This window comes from Pseudomonas sp. RIT-PI-S (assembly GCF_025642975.1).
Lineage (GTDB): Bacteria > Pseudomonadota > Gammaproteobacteria > Pseudomonadales > Pseudomonadaceae > Aquipseudomonas.
On record NZ_JANZKJ010000003.1, the window covers coordinates 352,929 to 369,506 of the forward strand.

The following is a 16,578-nucleotide window of genomic DNA, read 5'->3' on the forward strand; positions in this document are numbered from 1 at the left end:
TCGCAGGCGCTGTGCTATCTTAGCCCAACTTTTTTTGCACGATGGCCGGCGCCGTCATGGCCGGGGGCTAACACCGGCGGCGGTGACACCCATAACCCGTGGGCGGCCTATGGGCCGGCGCTTCTAGCCCTGCGTGGCTGTCGCGCGAAGGTTCATTTCCGATCGTTACACACCCAATCAAGCGGACTAAGGCAGGCCCCATGCAGCGGCTGTATCGAAAACGCATCGTTCTCGGCGTCGGCGGCGGCATAGCCGCATACAAAAGCGCCGAGCTGGTTCGTCGGCTCCTCGAGCAGGGCGCAGAAGTACGGGTGGTCATGACCCGTGGCGGCAGTGAATTCATCACCCCGCTGACCATGCAAGCGCTTTCGGGGCACCCGGTGCACCTGGACCTGCTCGACCCGGCGGCCGAAGCTGCCATGGGCCATATCGAACTGGCGCGCTGGGCTGACTTGGTACTGGTCGCCCCGGCAACGGCCGACCTGATCGCCCGGCTAGCCCAAGGGCTGGCCAATGACCTGTTGACCACCCTGGTGCTGGCGACCGACGCCACGGTCGCGCTGGCCCCGGCGATGAACCAGGCCATGTGGCGCGACCCTGCTACCCAGGCCAACCTGGCGACCGTGCAGGGGCGTGGGCTTAAGGTCTTCGGCCCAGCGTCGGGAAGCCAGGCCTGTGGCGACGTGGGGCTGGGCCGAATGCTCGAGCCCGCGGACCTCGCACAGCTTGCCGCGGATTGCTTCCAACGCCAGGCGCTGTCCGGCAAGCATGTGTTGATCACCGCTGGCCCGACCCAGGAAAACATCGATCCGGTGCGTTACATCACCAACCACAGCTCCGGAAAAATGGGCTTTGCTCTGGCTGAGGCGGCGGTCGAGGCCGGCGCCCGAGTTACCTTGGTCACAGGCCCGGTGCACCTGCCCACGCCTGATCGGGTCAGCCGCATCGATGTGGTCAGCGCCCGCGATATGCTAGCTGCATGCGAAGCCGCGATGCCCTGCGACATTCTCATTGCTTCGGCGGCGGTGGCGGATTACCGACCGGAAGTGATCGCCGCGCAGAAACTCAAAAAAGACCCAACCACGGGCGATGGCCTGCTGCTGCGCATGGTGCGCAACCCAGACATCCTCGCCACGCTCTCGGGGCGCGCAGACCGCCCGTTCAGCGTCGGTTTCGCCGCCGAGACTGAAAATCTGCTGGACTACGCCGCGCGCAAGCTGCGCGACAAGAACCTCGACCTGATCGTGGCCAACGACGTTGCCAACCCCAGCATCGGCTTCAACAGCGAGGAAAACGCCTGTAGCGTGATCGATCGCCAACTCACTGAAACACTGCTTCCCCAGACCAGCAAAGGCAAGATCGCGCGACAATTGATCGCGCTTATCGCCACCCGCATCCATCAGGTTCAATAGCCCATGCACGCCCTGCAAGCCCGAATTCTCGATCCACGCCTGGGCAGCGATTTTCCGCTGCCCGACTATGCCACCCCTGGCTCCGCCGGCCTTGATCTGCGGGCCATGCTGCCGGCCGACACTACCCTGGAGCCGGGCCAGACCCTGCTGATACCCACCGGCCTGTCGATTTTCATCGCCGACCCAGGGCTGGCGGCGCTGGTCCTGCCTCGCTCCGGCCTGGGCCATAAGCATGGGATCGTGCTCGGCAACCTCGTAGGGCTGATCGACTCCGATTACCAAGGCGAGCTGATGGTGTCCTGCTGGAACCGCGGCAATACTTCATTTGAAATAAAGGTCGGAGAACGTATCGCCCAGCTGGTGCTGGTACCTGTGGTGCAGGCGCGCTTCGAAGTGGTCGAAGCGTTTGATCAAAGTCAGCGTGGCGCCGGCGGGTTCGGGCATTCAGGGAGCCACTGACAGCGTTTAGGCAGGCCTTCAGGACAATACAAGGAGTAATTGTGAAAGGCATTACTGGACAAGCCCCCAAGGCGCCCTCCGACACCGACGGCGCTACTGACCTGCAACTGCTACGCCCTGGCCTCATAGCCGCTGCGGCGGGGCTGCTGGTAGCCGCGCTACTGTTGTGGATCGGCCAGCCCGGCCCGTCGCAGCAGGCCTGGCGCTGGCAGCTGGCGCAATCGGCCGCCTCGGCGCAGGCCGCCACCCTCCGCCAGGCCTTCGCCCAGATCACCGCTGACACCCAGGCCGCTGCCAACGACCCCGCCTTGGCGGCGGCATTGCAAAGCGGCGACAACGCCCGCTTGCGCAATGCCGAAGCGGGCTTGCGCTACCGCGACGCAGTGGTCGATGCATTCCTTACCCCAGTGGGCCAAGGGGAACCCACCGACACCCGCGCCGCGCCTTTCACCTTCGCCGCGCTGGACCTGCTGCGGCGCAGCGAGGCCGGCGCCATGCCACCGATCGAGGCCCAGCGGGCCGGCCAGCGCTGGCTGATCTACAGCGTGGCCGCGGTGCGTGCACCCGGTAGCCAGCAGGTAGTGGGTACCGTGCTGATGGCCCTGGACCTGCAACGCGCCCTGCGTGGGCTACCCGAGCTGCCAGCGCAAGCAGGCGAGCTGGTACTGCAGCAGCGCTTCGGCGATGGCCCGGTACAAGTCCTTTACCAAGGCGGCACGCCTGGTTCCGCGCGCCCATACGCACTGGATATCGCAAACCCCAACTGGACCCTTCGCTTCACCCCAGGCAGCGCTTACGACGCTCCTTTACCATGGGTGTCGATTGGCCTGGCGCTGGCGGCATTGGTAATCGCCGGCGCGGCCTTCTGGGCGGCAATGCTGATGGTAGTTCGCGGCCTGCGCGGGCGCCTGCGAGACGACGCCCGACAATTGAACCAACTGGTTCAAGAACTCTCGAGCGGAAAAACCGTCAAAGCGTTCAGTTTGAGCCTTGCGGAGCTGAACGGGTTGGCCCAGGCCCTGGCCCGTTTCTCGCTGCGAGACCGCCAAGCTGACCCCGGCGCACTGGTGGCGCCTGACCCCAACGGCATTACGACTCGCAGTGCCCCGGCAGCCGAACCTTACCGCTCAGCCGAGCCAGACGGTACACGGCCGCCGTTTCAACAGACTGACGTACTCGGCGTTGGCATTCTCGACGCCGACCAGGACTTCCTGCGAATGGAGCATACCCCCGCTATGAACAGCATTGCACAAGTCGCACCCAAGGTTCCCGCCAGCATTTTCCGCGCGTATGACATCCGCGGCATCCATAACGAGACGCTGACCGCCGAAACCGCCTATTGGATCGGCCGTGCCATTGGTACGCAAAGCCTGGCGCAAGGCGAACCCAACGTCTCGGTAGGCCGTGACGGCCGCCTGTCCGGCCCCGAGCTGGTTGCCCAACTGATCCAGGGCATTGCCGACAGCGGCTGCCATGTCAGCGACGTGGACATGGTTCCCACTGGCGCGCTCTACTTTGCTGCGAACGTGCTCAAGGGCAAATCCGGTGTAATGCTCACCGGTAGCCACAACCCAGCCAACTACAACGGTTTCAAGATCATCATCGCTGGCGACACCCTGGCCAATGAACAGATCCAGAAGCTGTATGAACGTATTCGTGACAACGACCTGGCCAGCGGCCAAGGCAGCATCGAGAAGGTCGATATCCTCACTCGATACAACGATTACATCCAGAAAGACATCGCTGTCCCCCGCAAGCTCAAAGTCGTCGTCGACTGCGGTAACGGCGTGGGCGGTGTGATTGCACCCCAGCTGATCGAGCAGTTGAACTGCGAAGTGATCCCGCTGTTCTGCGATGTCGACGGTAATTTCCCCAACCATCACCCGGACCCGGGCAAGCTGGAAAACCTTGAAGACCTGATCGCCAAGGTAAAGGAAACCGGGGCGGACCTGGGCCTGGCCTTCGATGGCGACGCCGACCGCGTGGGCGTGGTGACCAACGAAGGCAATGTGGTGTACCCAGATCGCCTGCTGATGCTGTTCGCGCAGGATGTGCTGTCGCGCAATCCCGGCGCAGATATCATCTACGACGTTAAATGCAGCCGCCGCCTCAAGCCTCTGATCGAGAGCTATCAGGGCCGCCCTGTCATGTACAAGACCGGCCATTCGCTGATCAAGAAAGAAATGAAGCGAACCGGCGCCCAGTTGGCCGGCGAAATGAGCGGCCATGTGTTCTTCAAGGAGCGCTGGTTCGGCTTTGATGACGGCATTTACAGCGCCGCTCGCCTGCTGGAAATCCTGAGCCAGAAGCAAGAAAGCGCCGAAGCCGTATTCGCTCGCTTCCCGAACGACATCTCCACCCCAGAAATCAACATCAATGTGACTGAAGAGACTAAATTCAGCATCATTGAAGCGCTGACAAAAGACGCGCAATGGGGCGATGCCAGCCTGAACAAGATCGACGGTGTTCGGGTGGATTACCCCAAAGGCTGGGGCCTGGTTCGTGCCTCCAACACAACCCCGGTGCTGGTGCTGCGTTTCGAGGCTGAAGATGAAGCCGAGCTGGAGCGCATCAAGGCCGTATTCCGCGAGCAACTGATCCGGGTATCCCCGGACTTAAAAATACCGTTCTAACCCACAGGAGCCCTGCATGACCCTCGAACGTGATGCCGCCACCAACGTCGCCAAGGTACTGTCCGAAGCCTTGCCGTATATCCGACGCTTCGTCGGCAAGACGTTGGTGATCAAGTACGGCGGCAACGCTATGGAAAGCGAGGAGTTGAAAACCGGCTTTGCCCGCGATGTGGTCCTGATGAAGGCCGTGGGCATCAACCCGGTGGTCGTGCATGGCGGTGGGCCGCAGATCGGCGATCTGCTCAAGCGCCTGGATATCGAAAGCCACTTCATCGATGGTATGCGCGTAACCGACGCGCAAACCATGGACGTGGTGGAGATGGTTCTCGGTGGCCAGGTCAACAAGAGCATTGTCAATCTGATCAACCGGCACGGTGGCAGTGCCATCGGCCTGACCGGCAAGGATGCCGAACTGATCCGCGCTCGCAAGCTGACGGTGACGCGGCAGACACCCGGCATGGACAAGCCGGAAATCATCGATATCGGCCTGGTTGGCGAGGTCAGCGGGGTCAATACCGGCCTGCTGAACATGCTGGTCAAGGGCGATTTCATTCCCGTTATCGCGCCAATCGGTGTGGGCGTGGATGGCGAGTCCTACAACATCAACGCTGATTTGGTTGCCGGCAAGGTGGCTGAGGCGCTCAAGGCCGAAAAGCTGATCCTGCTGACCAATATCGCTGGCTTGATGGACAAGAGCGGCAACGTCTTGACTGGTCTCACTACCGAACAGGTCAACGATCTCATCGCCGACGGCACCATCTACGGCGGCATGTTGCCGAAGATCCGCTGCGCACTGGAAGCGGTGCAAGGCGGGGTGAACAGCTCGCACATCATCGATGGCCGAGTGCCCAATGCCGTGTTGCTGGAGATCTTCACCGACAGCGGTGTGGGTACCTTGATCAGTAACCGCAAGCGTCACTGACCCGCGGCGTTACCGGCTCGCAGGCTCCACGGGGCATGCGAGCTGTCGGGCTTCAAGGCTCAATCAATTGCTGTAGCCGCGCCCTGTCCGTGTCGAATGAACGGTTGGCATCTGCACGCATCTGCTGATATCGCTCGATCTGAGCGTTGATCTCTGCCCGGCGCTGGCGTATCGCTTCGAGCTGGTCGAGCACCATCGGAGCGACGGCCACCCCATTGCGCTCTTGATTGGCAGCCTCGCCCTGCAAGGAGGCCTGCTGAGCTTGCAGGGTCTGCAAGTTGCCATTGGCCTGGGCGATCATCCCGTCGATTTCTCCCAGCTGGCGCTGACGCGCCCGTTCCAGGTCGTCCACACTGCTGTACATCGCGCGTAGCTTGGCATCGGCCTGAGCCTGGGCGCGCTTGGCCGAGCTGGCCTGTTGCTCCTGCGCCGTGGGCGCCGGCGGAACGGTTTGCAGTACACGCCCCTGAGCGTTGAGGATCTGATAACCCTTTGAAACGAACTCTGGCGGTACGCCCTGGCGGTCCAGCACCACCACGCCTCGGTCATCCGTGTAACGGTACAGCTGCACGGGCAACGATGGTTGCGCAGCCACGGCGGCAATGGGGACCAATAGCCCCAAAACACCTGCAAGGCTGCGTGTCATGGTCAGATTCCGTACTGTGCGCGATAGGCTTCGACGGCCGGCAGGTGCTGTTTGAGCTGCGCGTCCTCGGCAAGGTATTCGAGCACTTGATCCAGCGACACGATGCTGACTACCGGAATGCCGTAGTCACGCTCCACTTCCTGGATGGCCGATAGCTCCCCTTTCCCACGCTCCTGGCGGTTGAGCGCGATAAGTACCGCCGCAGCGCGGGCGTTCTCGGCCTGGATGATGGTCATGACTTCACGAATGGCGGTCCCTGCGGTGATCACGTCGTCGATGATCAGTACATCGCCCTTGAGCGGAGCACCCACAAGGCTGCCCCCTTCGCCGTGGTCCTTGGCCTCTTTGCGGTTGAAGCACCAGGGCACGTCCCGCGCGTGTTTGTCCGCCAGGGCCACCGCCGTTGCCGAGGCCAACGGGATGCCTTTGTATGCGGGGCCGAACAGCACGTCGAAGTTCAGGCCGCTGTCGACGATCGCCGATGCATAGCATTGGCCCAGTCGAGCCAGCGCGGAGCCGGTATTGAACAAGCCGGCATTGAAGAAGTAAGGACTGGTGCGCCCAGACTTCAAAGTAAACTCACCGAAGCGCAGCACGCCCCGCTCGATGGCAAAACGAATGAAGTCACGCTGGTAGGCTTGCATGTAAAAGTCCTGAATACCACGGATTTAGCTAAATAACTTGACCTCGGGTATCATACACGCACGAGATTTTTGGGGCCATTTATGCGGATCATCAGTGTGAACGTCAATGGGATTCAGGCGGCTGTCGAGCGAGGCTTGCTCAGCTGGCTGCAAGCCCAGAATGCCGACGTGATCTGCTTGCAGGATACCCGCGCCTCGGCGTTCGAACTGGACGATTCCGCTTATCAGCTCGATGGCTATTTCCTTTATGCGGCCGACGCTGAAGTCCCGGCCCAAGGTGGCGTCGCGCTTTATTCGCGGTTGCAGCCCAAGGCGATCATCAGCGGCCTGGGGTTCGAAACGTCGGACCGTTTCGGCCGTTACCTGCAAGCGGATTTCGACAAGGTCAGTATCGCTACCCTGCTGTTCCCTTCCGGGCGCGGCGGCGATGAAGAGCTGAACCAAAAATTCAAGTTGATGGACGACTTCGCCCGCTATCTGGATAAACAACGCCGTAAGCGGCGCGAATATATCTATTGCGGCTCGCTCTACGTAGCCCAGCAGAAACTAGACATCAAAAACTGGCGCGACAGCCAGCAGTCCCCAGGCTTCCTGGCGCCAGAACGCGCCTGGATGGACGAGATCGTCGGCAACATGGGTTATGTGGACGCGCTGCGGGAAGTCAGCCGCGAAGGGGACCAGTACAGCTGGTGGCCTGATAGCGAACAAGCCGAGATGCTCAACCTGGGCTGGCGTTTCGACTATCAATTGCTGACACCCGGCCTTCGCCGTTTCGTGCGCAGCGCCCGGCTGCCCCGCCAGCCCCGGTTCTCGCAGCACGCACCGTTCATTGTCGACTACGACTGGACGCTGACCATCTAAGCAGGGCCGCTTCGTTCGCGGGCTTCGCCCGCTCCTGCACCTCGAACATGTGGGAGCGGGCGAAGCCCGCGAGCTGCCGTTTACAGCCCGCGAATAACTTCCGCCCGGCTCAGTCTTCCAGCGCGGTTTTCTGGATTTCGAACAGGTCGACCATACCCTTGCGGGCCAAGGTCAGCATGGCATTGAGATCCTCGGGCTGGAATGGCGCACCCTCGGCGGTACCTTGCACCTCGATGAAGCCGCCAGTGCTGGTCATCACCACGTTGAGGTCGGTTTCAGCGGCGGAATCCTCGGGGTAGTCCAAGTCCAGCACAGGCGTGCCTTGGTACATGCCCACCGAAACGGCGGCGATCATCTGCTTGAGCGGGTCGCCTGCCTTGAGCCCACCGCGCTTCTTGATCACTTTCAACGCGTCGACCAGCGCGACCATGGCGCCAGTGATCGAGGCAGTGCGGGTACCACCGTCGGCCTGGATCACGTCGCAGTCCACATAGAGGGTAATATCGCCCAGCTTGGTCATGTCCAGTGCAGCCCGCAGCGAACGGCCGATCAACCGTTGGATCTCTAGCGTGCGCCCCCCTTGCTTGCCTCGGCTGGCCTCGCGCTGATTACGGTCCCCAGTGGCGCGCGGCAGCATCCCGTATTCGGCGGTCAGCCAACCCTGGCCTTGGCCCTTGAGGAAGCGCGGCACGCCGTTCTCGACGCTCACCGTGCAAATCACCCGGGTATCACCGAATTCAACCAGCACCGAACCCTCGGCGTGCCGGGTGTAATTGCGGGTGATGCGGATCGGGCGGAGCTGATCGGCGGCGCGACCACTAGGACGTTTCATCTGGGCTACCTGTACGGATTGAAAAACTGCCGGACAGTATAAAGCCCTACCGCCCACGCAGGTATTTAAATAGCCCGGGGCGACACGCGGGGCACCGCCGCCTGGTGGTCGCGCGATGGGAGCCGGGCCCGGGTTGAGGTACACTCTTGCGCCTTTACCGTTCCAAGGCGCGCAAGCTCCGCCGCCACCACGAGGTTTCGCTTCCATGGTTCACAGCATGACCGCCTTTGCCCGGGCTGAACGCGCCGGGGCCCACGGCACCCTTTCTTGGGAGCTGCGTTCGGTCAATCATCGCTACCTGGAGCCTCACCTCCGCCTTCCGGATGCCTTCCGCGACCTCGAAGGCGCGGTACGCGAAGCGCTGCGCTCAAGCTTCTCGCGGGGCAAGGTAGAGTGCACGCTGCGCCTTGACGAGGAGCCCAGCAGCCAAGCGCCGAGGCTCGACCTGGCCCGTGCCGGCGAGCTCATCCAGGCAGCCGAGGCAGTGGCGGCATTGATCGCCCAGCCCGCTCAGATCGACCCTTTACGCGTGCTGGGCTGGCCAGGCGTGATGGTCAGCGAAAGCGTCGACACACAGGCGCTGCAAGCCAGCGCGCTGGCGCTGTTCACCGAAGCAGTTGAGGAAATGAAAGCCGGCAGAGCACGCGAAGGCGCGGAACTGGCCCGCCTGATCAACGACCGGCTCGACGCCATGGCTGAAGACATCAGCGCACTGCGCGAACAGGTACCGCAAATGCTTGCCACCCAGCGCCAGAAGATTCTCGACCGCTTTGCCGAGCTGCGGGCAGAGCTGGACCCGGCACGGCTGGAGCAGGAAATGGTGATGCTGGCGCAGAAAAGTGACGTGGCCGAAGAACTCGATCGCCTCACCACGCATGTGCGAGAAGTGCGGCGGGTGCTCGCCAGCCCAGGCGCGGCGGGGCGCCGTCTGGATTTCCTGATGCAGGAACTCAACCGCGAAGCCAATACCCTCGGCTCCAAGGCTTTCGATCCGCGCAGCACTCAAGCCGCGGTGAACCTGAAGGTGCTGATCGAACAAATGCGCGAACAAGTGCAAAACATTGAGTAAGGCTATTTCCATGAAACCGACACCCGGCACCCTCTATATCGTTTCCGCGCCCTCTGGCGCTGGCAAGACCAGCCTGGTCAAGGCGCTGATCGACGCCGAAGCCGACATTCGCGTGTCGGTTTCTCATACCACTCGCGCCATGCGCCCCGGTGAAACCGATGGGGTGAACTACCACTTCGTCGACCGCGCGACCTTCATGGCGAAGATCGAACATGGCGACTTCCTCGAGCAGGCCGAAGTGTTCGGCAACCTCTATGGCACCTCGAAAACCAGCCTGCAGCAAACATTGGATGCTGGCCAGGACCTGATCCTGGAAATTGATTGGCAGGGCGGCGAGCAAGTGCGCCGGCTGATGCCTGGCATGCGGTCGATCTTTATCCTGCCGCCGTCCCAGCAAGCCTTGCGCCAGCGCTTGAAAAACCGCGGCCAGGACAGCGACGAGATCATCGAAGGGCGCATGCGCGAAGCGGTCAACGAAATGCGCCATTACGTCGAATACGATTACCTGGTGATCAACGATGACTTCGCCACGGCCCTGAGCGACCTAAAGGCCATCTTCCGCTCCAACCGGTTGAGCCAGCGCTTGCAGCAAACTCGCCATGAGGCACTGCTGCAAGGATTGCTCGCCTAGGCGATCACAACGGACCAGCGGGTGAAGAAAACCCCGTTCATATCGCAGCGGGCCTTCCATTCAGGCTGGTGATTTTTTAAACTGTCGAGTCCGCTACCCCGCTCAGGCGGGCGCTCACTGTATTTGTACGAGGAAGACCATGGCCCGCGTGACCGTTGAAGACTGCCTGGAACATGTCGATAACCGCTTCGAGCTGGTCATGCTCGCTACCAAGCGCTCCCGTCAGCTGGCAACCGGCGGCAAGGAGCCCAAGGTAGGCTGGGAAAACGACAAGCCCACCGTGGTAGCCCTGCGCGAGATCGCCGCTGGCCTGGTCGATTACGATGTAATCGCTGAGGCTGAGATCGTCGATGAAGAGCCGCTGTTCACTGCGTTCGAGGACGAGGCCAACGAGGCCGTTTAAGCGCATGCCCTGTCGACCCCCCGCGGCGAAGGCGCCATCCTGGCTGGAGGTTTTTCCTTGCTAGGCATAGATGTCCTCGCCGAACGCTTGTCGACCTATCTCGGCAAGGACCAGGTCAATCTGGTCCGCCGAGCGTACTATTACGCCGAACAGGCTCACGACGGCCAGCGCCGCCGTAGCGGTGAGCCTTATGTGACCCACCCACTGGCGGTGGCGAACATTCTCGCGGACATGCACATGGACCATCAGAGCCTGATGGCCGCCATGCTCCATGACGTAATCGAAGATACCGGCATCGCCAAGGAAGCGCTCTGCGCACAGTTTGGCGAAACCGTGGCCGAACTCGTCGATGGTGTCAGCAAACTGACCCAGATGAACTTCGAGACCAAGGCCGAGGCCCAGGCCGAGAACTTCCAGAAGATGGCCATGGCCATGGCCCGGGACATCCGGGTGATTCTGGTCAAGCTGGCCGACCGCCTGCACAACATGCGCACCCTCGAAGTGCTGTCCGGTGAAAAGCGCCGACGCATTGCCAAGGAAACCCTGGAAATCTACGCTCCCATCGCCAACCGGCTGGGGATGCACAATGTGCGCGTGGAATTCGAGGACCTGGGGTTCAAGGCAATGCACCCGATGCGCTCGGAGCGCATCCACCAGGCGGTGAAACGCGCCCGGGGCAATCGCAAGGAGCTGGTCGCCAAGATCGAACATTCCCTCGCCAATTGCCTGGCCGTGGACGGCATTGCCGGCGACGTGAGCGGCCGCCAGAAGCACCTCTACGGCATCTACAAGAAGATGCGCGGCAAGCGTCGCGCCTTCAACGAGATCATGGACGTTTACGCGTTCCGTATCGTGGTCGACAAGGTCGACACCTGCTACCGCGTGCTCGGCGCCGTGCACAACCTGTATAAGCCGCTACCCGGTCGTTTCAAGGATTACATCGCGATTCCCAAGGCGAACGGCTACCAGTCCCTGCACACCACGCTGTTTGGCATGCACGGTGTGCCGATCGAAATCCAGATTCGTACCCGCGAGATGGAAGAGATGGCCAATAACGGCATCGCCGCCCACTGGCTGTACAAATCCAACGACGACGAGCTCCCGAAAGGCACCCATGCCCGGGCACGCCAATGGGTCAAAGGTGTGCTGGAGCTGCAGCAGCGCGCGGGTAACTCCCTGGAATTCATCGAGAGCGTGAAGATCGACCTCTTCCCTGACGAGGTCTACGTGTTCACGCCCAAGGGCAAGATCATGGAGCTGCCCAAAGGCTCCACCGCGGTGGACTTCGCCTATGCGGTTCATACCGACGTGGGCAACAGCTGCATCGCTTGCCGAATCAATCGCCGCCTGGCGCCGTTGTCCGAACCGCTGCAAAGCGGCTCGACGGTGGAAATCGTCAGCGCGCCGGGGGCCAGGCCAAACCCTGCGTGGCTGAACTTCGTGGTGACTGGCAAGGCGCGTACGCACATCCGGCATGCACTCAAACTGCAACGCCGCTCCGAATCCGTCAGCCTGGGTGAGCGCCTGCTCAACAAAGTGCTCAATGGTTTCGAGACGTCCCTCGACCGAATCCCTGCCGAACGCGTGCAGCATCTGCTGGCCGAATACCGGCTGGAGGTCATCGAGGACCTACTCGAGGACATCGGCCTAGGCAACCGTATGGCCTACGTGGTCGCCCGCCGGCTGCAGGCCAGTGAAGGTGAGGCGTCGCCCAGCAGCGAAAGCCCACTGGCGATTCGCGGCACCGAAGGGTTGGTGCTCAGCTACGCCAAGTGCTGTACGCCCATCCCCGGCGACCCCATCGTTGGCCACCTGTCCGCCGGCAAGGGCATGGTCGTGCATTTGGAGAGTTGCCGGAACATCAGTGAAGTACGCCATAACCCAGAAAAGTGCATCCAGCTGGCCTGGGCCAAGGATGTCAGCGGCGAATTCAACGTGGAGCTTCGCGTGGAGCTTGAGCATCAGCGCGGCCTCATCGCCTTGCTGGCGAGCAGCGTGAATGCGGCCGACGGCAATATCGAGAAAATCAGCATGGACGAGCGCGACGGACGCACCAGCGTCGTTCAATTGGTGGTCAGCGTTCACGACCGGGTTCACTTGGCCCGCGTGATCCGCAAGTTGCGCGCGCTCAACGGCGTTATTCGTATCACCCGCATGCGAGCTTAAGGCCGCGGCGTCTCGTAAAATTCAAGGAGCATTTCATGACCAAGAGCGTCATTCACAGCGACAAGGCCCCAGCGGCCATCGGCACCTACTCCCAGGCCATCAAGGCGGGCAATACCGTCTACATGTCGGGCCAGATCCCGCTGGACCCTAGCACCATGGAGCTGGTTGAAGGTTTCGAAGCGCAGACCATCCAGGTGTTCGAAAACCTCAAGTCCGTGGCTGAAGCCGCTGGCGGCTCCTTCAAGGACATCGTCAAACTGAACATCTTCCTCACCGACCTGAGCAACTTCGCCACGGTGAACGAAATCATGGGCCGTTACTTCCAGCAACCTTACCCTGCACGCGCCGCTATCGGCGTTGCTGCCCTGCCCAAGGGCTCGCAGGTGGAAATGGACGCCATCTTGGTTCTGGAGTGAACCTGTGGCGGCGGCCAGCCGGCTTGCCGCCGCCCTCATCTGCAAGGATCTTTCATGCGCACCCTGTTAGTGGCGATCCCCATGCTGGCCGCACTGCTGAGTGGCTGCGCCAGCCATTCCGCTGACGTGGCCGGGGTGTGGATCAACGAAAGCGCCATCGAGGCGGCAGTAAAGGGCGGCAACCTGCGCCAGGCATTGCTGGGCATGGGCCCGACACTGGAATGGCAGATCGATTCGGCCGCCGGCAAGGCGACGTCCAGCAACGGCTTCGAGGTCGCCGAGGGTAGCCTGACGGCCACCGGGAAAGGCCAGTGGCAGGTCAGCTTCTACGGCAACGGTACAGAATCACTAGCCCTCGACGGGAAAACTCTCGTACAAGCCGCCAGCGATACCGCTGCGCAACAAAGCTTTGTTCGTACCGAGGCAGGGCAGCCCGCTTCGGCGCCAGGCGCTAGTTTCGAACACCGCTTGTATGAGGCCTATATGGGCGGCGATTGGAATATCGACGAAGGTGAAGGTACCGGTGCCAAGGTGCATTTTCTGCCCGACGGCCGCGTCGAGGGCCTACCCGGCATTGACCGCTACGCACTTTGCCTCGGCGGGGATTGCGCCGCCATGAGCGGTGCCTTCGACAGCATCTGGCTGCAAAGCGGCACGCAAGGTAATGCGTACATCCTGCAACGCGGCGACGGTCAGCTGGATATTTTCCAGGCAGCCAACCAAGCCGCGGCTGATGAAATGCCCAGCCTTCGCCCAGGGCCTGTCGTCTGGCGTTTACACCGCTAGGCCATACCCTGTAGCAACTCGGCGTACCCTTCACGGAAACTGGGGTAACGCGGCGCCCAGCCAATGGCCCGCGCGCGCGCATTGCTGCAGCGTTTGCTGCCGGTACGGCGCAGCGGAGCCTGATGGGACGTTTGCGCCACACCTAACTGCCCGCACAACCATTCCAGCACCTCATGCAGCGCCGCTGGGCAGTCATCCACCCCCAGGTAGCAACCCGCAAGCTCGGTGCCTGCCCAGTCGGCACGCAGCAAGTGCGCGATCAACCCTGCAGCATCATCGGCATGTATGCGGTTGCCGTATTGAGGTGGCTGTTGCGCTGCATAAACTCCCTGCCGAGCCTGGTTGATCAGCCGCTCGCGGCCTGGGCCGTAAATGCCTGTGAGCCTCACCACCGTAGCCGGGGCCTGGCTTGATGCAGCCAATGCTTCGGCTTCGAGCATTACTTGGCCGGAATATCCCGCCGGTTGTGTCGCCGAGGTCTCGTCTACCCATTCGCCGTCTGTCTGGCCATACACGCTGCTGCTGGATACGAATATCAGCCGCCGCGGGGTCTGGCCATGCTGCTTGAGCCAGCCCATCACATTCGCCAAACCGTCGAGATAGGCCCGGCGGTAGCCGTCTTCATCGTGCTGGTCAGCAGCGACGGCATAGACGAGATAGTCCGGCGCCACCACTGGCCAACCGTCCGGGCAGCCCGGCTGGCTGAAATCGGCACACACCCCACGGACACCTTCGGGCAACCGGGAGACGGTGCGACGGGCTCCTGTAACTTCCCAGCCAGCGCCTTGGAGTTGCCGGGCCACCCGGCCGCCAATGTCGCCACAGCCGGCAATCAATATCCTAGGAACTGTCATATCCCACCTCGTTTGCAGCTTCGCCGCCCGGAAACAATGAAAAATCCGACGCAATCGCTTCTGCTATTAAGAATTACTTGCAATAATGACGCACCATTTGCCCCGGCGCCCATCAGCCTGCATGGACCGCCACCGTCATTATTCAGGTTCGGCCAGCATGAATTCTACCCAGCTACAGGTTTCGCTCCCTACGCTTCGCCTCCTGCCCCGTGCCCTGTGCGCTCTCGCTATGCTGCTAAGCCTTGCCGTGTCGCCAGCGATTTTCGCTGATACGCCGGCTGCCGAAGGCACTTCAACTGCCGCCTCCGCCCCCCTGGGGAGCGAACCGGTGGTAACGGAAGACTTGCCAGTAGCAGGAGACCCCACCCTGGGCCTTGGCCATGATTTATCGCCGTGGGGCATGTACCAGCACGCCGACATCGTCGTCAAAGCGGTCATGATCGGGCTGGCCATCGCCTCCATCATCACCTGGACGCTGTGGATTGCCAAAGGGCTGGAAGTACTGGGTGCCAAACGCCGCCTCCGCCGCGAGATCGAACTCCTCAAGCGGGCCAGCAGCCTCAAGGCCGCCGCCGATACCACCAACAAGCCAGGCACTCTCGCTCACTTGCTGGTGCAGGACGCCTTGGAAGAGCTACAGCTATCGGCTAACGCCCGTGATAAGGATGGCATCAAAGAGCGGGTGAGCTTCCGGCTCGAACGCCTGGTCGCCGCCTGCGGCCGAAAAATGAGCAGCGGCACTGGGGTGCTGGCAACCATCGGTTCGACTGCGCCCTTCGTGGGGCTGTTCGGCACTGTATGGGGCATCATGAACAGTTTCATCGGCATCGCCAAAACCCAGACTACCAACCTTGCGGTAGTGGCTCCCGGTATCGCCGAGGCCTTGTTGGCCACCGCGCTGGGCTTGGTTGCGGCAATCCCCGCGGTCGTCATCTACAACGTGTTCGCCCGTTCCATCACCGGCTACAAGGCGCAGGTCGCCGATGCTAGCGCGCAAGTGCTTCTGATGGTCAGCCGCGACCTGGACCATCAGCCTGTTGAGCGTGCAAGCCAGACCCATATGGTCAAAGCAGGTTAAGCATGGGCCTGCATCTTAAGGAAGGCGCGGACGAACTCGCCGAAAACCACGAAATCAACGTCACCCCGTTTATCGACGTGATGTTGGTCCTGCTCATCATCTTCATGGTAGCGGCGCCCCTGGCTACCGTGGACATCAAGGTCGACCTACCCGCCTCCACGGCCAAACCCGCGCCGCGGCCGGAGAAGCCGGTGTTCCTGAGCGTAAAGGCAGACAAGCACCTCTACCTGGGCGACGACCCGGTGGAGCGCGACGCGCTGGGCCAGGTGCTCGACGCCCGTACCCACGGCAAGAAAGACACCACGATCTTCTTCCAGGCCGACAAGGGCGTGGACTATGGCGACCTGATGGAAGTGATGGACGCCCTGCGCGGCGCCGGCTACCTGAAGGTCGGGCTGGTAGGCCTCGAGACGGCAGGCAAGCAATGATTGCAGCGAGTCGTCCCTTGCCGGTTGTGACCCGGTACGGCGGCAGCCTGGCCGTGGTGCTCGCGATCCATGCGTTGGCCATCGTGGTAGCGCTCAACTGGAAAAGCACCCAGCCTGTGCCGCCACCGCCCCCGGCCATGATGATGGAGCTGGCACCGTTGCCAGAGCCAGTGCCCGTCCCGCCGCCACCTGTGGTCCAGCCGCCACGGCCGGTAGAGGAGCAGCCATTGCCTAAGCTGGTAGAAGCGCCCAAGCCGGTTATCGAGGTGCCCAAACCCAAGCCTAAGCCAAAGCCGCAGCCTCCTAAGCCGCAGCCCAAGCCAGACCCGGAGCCCCCT

The 16,578-nt window shown here is 62.0% G+C and carries 17 protein-coding genes and 1 pseudogene; 14 read left to right on the plus strand and 4 right to left on the minus strand.

The window, feature by feature from the left end; translation table 11 throughout:
* The first annotated feature begins 200 nt into the window (after positions 1-200).
* From coaBC to argB, 4 genes are all read left to right on the plus strand, one after another.
* The gene (coaBC, locus tag OGL93_RS07680) at positions 201-1,412 is read left to right on the plus strand and encodes a bifunctional phosphopantothenoylcysteine decarboxylase/phosphopantothenate--cysteine ligase CoaBC (RefSeq protein ID WP_263261924.1); all 1,212 of its coding nucleotides are present in this window, start codon (positions 201-203) and stop codon (positions 1,410-1,412) included.
* Between the two features lie 3 nt (positions 1,413-1,415).
* Positions 1,416-1,871, plus strand: a complete 456-nt coding sequence (gene dut / locus OGL93_RS07685) for a dUTP diphosphatase (protein WP_263261925.1) — start codon at positions 1,416-1,418, stop codon at positions 1,869-1,871.
* 1,235 nt (positions 1,872-3,106) lie between these two features.
* The gene (locus tag OGL93_RS07690; RefSeq protein ID WP_263261958.1) at positions 3,107-4,504 is read left to right on the plus strand and encodes a phosphomannomutase/phosphoglucomutase; all 1,398 of its coding nucleotides are present in this window, start codon (positions 3,107-3,109) and stop codon (positions 4,502-4,504) included.
* Between the two features lie 16 nt (positions 4,505-4,520).
* Complete coding sequence (gene argB / locus OGL93_RS07695; RefSeq protein WP_263261926.1) at positions 4,521-5,426, plus strand: acetylglutamate kinase; 906 nt, start codon at positions 4,521-4,523, stop codon at positions 5,424-5,426.
* Between the two features lie 52 nt (positions 5,427-5,478).
* Here argB and OGL93_RS07700 read toward each other — a convergent pair whose 3' ends face one another.
* Positions 5,479-6,072 carry a DUF4124 domain-containing protein gene (locus OGL93_RS07700; RefSeq protein ID WP_263261927.1) on the minus strand — a complete coding sequence of 198 codons (594 nt, stop codon included), beginning with the start codon at positions 6,070-6,072 and terminating at the stop codon, positions 5,479-5,481.
* 2 nt (positions 6,073-6,074) lie between these two features.
* Positions 6,075-6,716: an orotate phosphoribosyltransferase gene (gene pyrE, locus OGL93_RS07705; RefSeq protein ID WP_263261928.1), complete on the minus strand. Its 642-nt coding sequence runs from the start codon at positions 6,714-6,716 to the stop codon at positions 6,075-6,077.
* Between the two features lie 81 nt (positions 6,717-6,797).
* Between pyrE and OGL93_RS07710 the strand changes: the two genes are divergently transcribed.
* Entirely contained in the window at positions 6,798-7,577 is a 780-nt protein-coding gene (locus tag OGL93_RS07710; RefSeq protein WP_263261929.1) for an exodeoxyribonuclease III, read from the plus strand.
* 109 nt (positions 7,578-7,686) lie between these two features.
* Here the strand turns inward: OGL93_RS07710 and rph are convergent, their stop codons facing one another.
* The gene (gene rph / locus OGL93_RS07715; RefSeq protein ID WP_263261930.1) at positions 7,687-8,409 is read right to left on the minus strand and encodes a ribonuclease PH; all 723 of its coding nucleotides are present in this window, start codon (positions 8,407-8,409) and stop codon (positions 7,687-7,689) included.
* 205 nt (positions 8,410-8,614) lie between these two features.
* Here rph and OGL93_RS07720 point away from each other — a divergent pair, with 205 nt between their 5' ends.
* The 6 genes from OGL93_RS07720 to OGL93_RS07745 all read left to right on the plus strand — a co-directional run bounded on the left by OGL93_RS07720 (position 8,615) and on the right by OGL93_RS07745 (position 13,880).
* Positions 8,615-9,478 (plus strand): YicC/YloC family endoribonuclease, encoded by an 864-nt coding sequence (locus tag OGL93_RS07720; protein WP_263261931.1) that lies wholly within the window; start codon positions 8,615-8,617, stop codon positions 9,476-9,478.
* Between the two features lie 10 nt (positions 9,479-9,488).
* Complete coding sequence (gene gmk / locus OGL93_RS07725) at positions 9,489-10,109, plus strand: guanylate kinase (RefSeq protein WP_263261933.1); 621 nt, start codon at positions 9,489-9,491, stop codon at positions 10,107-10,109.
* A gap of 139 nt (positions 10,110-10,248) precedes the next feature.
* The gene (rpoZ, locus tag OGL93_RS07730; protein ID WP_040260325.1) at positions 10,249-10,512 is read left to right on the plus strand and encodes a DNA-directed RNA polymerase subunit omega; all 264 of its coding nucleotides are present in this window, start codon (positions 10,249-10,251) and stop codon (positions 10,510-10,512) included.
* 57 nt (positions 10,513-10,569) lie between these two features.
* Positions 10,570-12,678, plus strand: a complete 2,109-nt coding sequence (gene spoT, locus OGL93_RS07735) for a bifunctional GTP diphosphokinase/guanosine-3',5'-bis pyrophosphate 3'-pyrophosphohydrolase (RefSeq protein ID WP_263261936.1) — start codon at positions 10,570-10,572, stop codon at positions 12,676-12,678.
* 35 nt (positions 12,679-12,713) lie between these two features.
* Positions 12,714-13,094, plus strand: a complete 381-nt coding sequence (locus OGL93_RS07740; protein WP_263261938.1) for a RidA family protein — start codon at positions 12,714-12,716, stop codon at positions 13,092-13,094.
* A gap of 54 nt (positions 13,095-13,148) precedes the next feature.
* The gene (locus OGL93_RS07745; protein ID WP_263261939.1) at positions 13,149-13,880 is read left to right on the plus strand and encodes a hypothetical protein; all 732 of its coding nucleotides are present in this window, start codon (positions 13,149-13,151) and stop codon (positions 13,878-13,880) included.
* Here the strand turns inward: OGL93_RS07745 and OGL93_RS07750 are convergent.
* Positions 13,877-14,734 carry an SDR family oxidoreductase gene (locus tag OGL93_RS07750; RefSeq protein ID WP_263261940.1) on the minus strand — a complete coding sequence of 286 codons (858 nt, stop codon included), beginning with the start codon at positions 14,732-14,734 and terminating at the stop codon, positions 13,877-13,879. The genes OGL93_RS07745 and OGL93_RS07750 overlap by 4 nt on opposite strands.
* Before the next feature lie 157 nt (positions 14,735-14,891).
* Between OGL93_RS07750 and exbB the strand changes: the two genes are divergently transcribed.
* The 3 genes and pseudogenes from exbB to OGL93_RS07765 all read left to right on the plus strand — a co-directional run.
* Positions 14,892-15,812 carry a tonB-system energizer ExbB gene (gene exbB, locus OGL93_RS07755; protein ID WP_263261942.1) on the plus strand — a complete coding sequence of 307 codons (921 nt, stop codon included), beginning with the start codon at positions 14,892-14,894 and terminating at the stop codon, positions 15,810-15,812.
* Positions 15,813-15,814: 2 nt separating this feature from the next.
* Complete coding sequence (exbD, locus tag OGL93_RS07760) at positions 15,815-16,240, plus strand: TonB system transport protein ExbD (RefSeq protein WP_263261943.1); 426 nt, start codon at positions 15,815-15,817, stop codon at positions 16,238-16,240.
* Positions 16,237-16,578: pseudogene (locus OGL93_RS07765) on the plus strand (energy transducer TonB); the annotation flags it as partial. The gene exbD and the pseudogene OGL93_RS07765, both read left to right, overlap by 4 nt.